Source organism: Sphingomonas sp. AOB5, assembly GCF_029433115.1.
GTDB lineage: Bacteria > Pseudomonadota > Alphaproteobacteria > Sphingomonadales > Sphingomonadaceae > Sphingomonas.
Genome location: NZ_JARNTV010000142.1, coordinates 287 through 517, shown reverse-complemented (window position 1 = coordinate 517; position 231 = coordinate 287). Strand labels below are relative to the sequence as shown.

General features: G+C 58.0%; 1 pseudogene. It reads right to left on the bottom strand.

The features are described from left to right. A pseudogene (locus P1X14_RS22085) lies at positions 1-231 on the bottom strand (hypothetical protein); the annotation flags it as partial.

Below are 231 nucleotides of genomic sequence, written 5' to 3'. Positions count from 1 at the left end.
TGAAGGCGGTTGTCCCCCATCCCCACCGCCTTAAGCTGTTTGATGAAGCGAAACTCTTCATACGTGAGGAGATCAACATCCGATGGTTGAGCATCTTCGAAATCGACCGTCAGGCTATCTCGCTTAAGAAGCTCACGGATATCATCGAGCTTGGCTTCGATCTCAGCGATCGCGATCCGGCCGGGCGGGGTGGTGACCAGCGCTCCGCAGACCCGAGGCCACCACCACCCC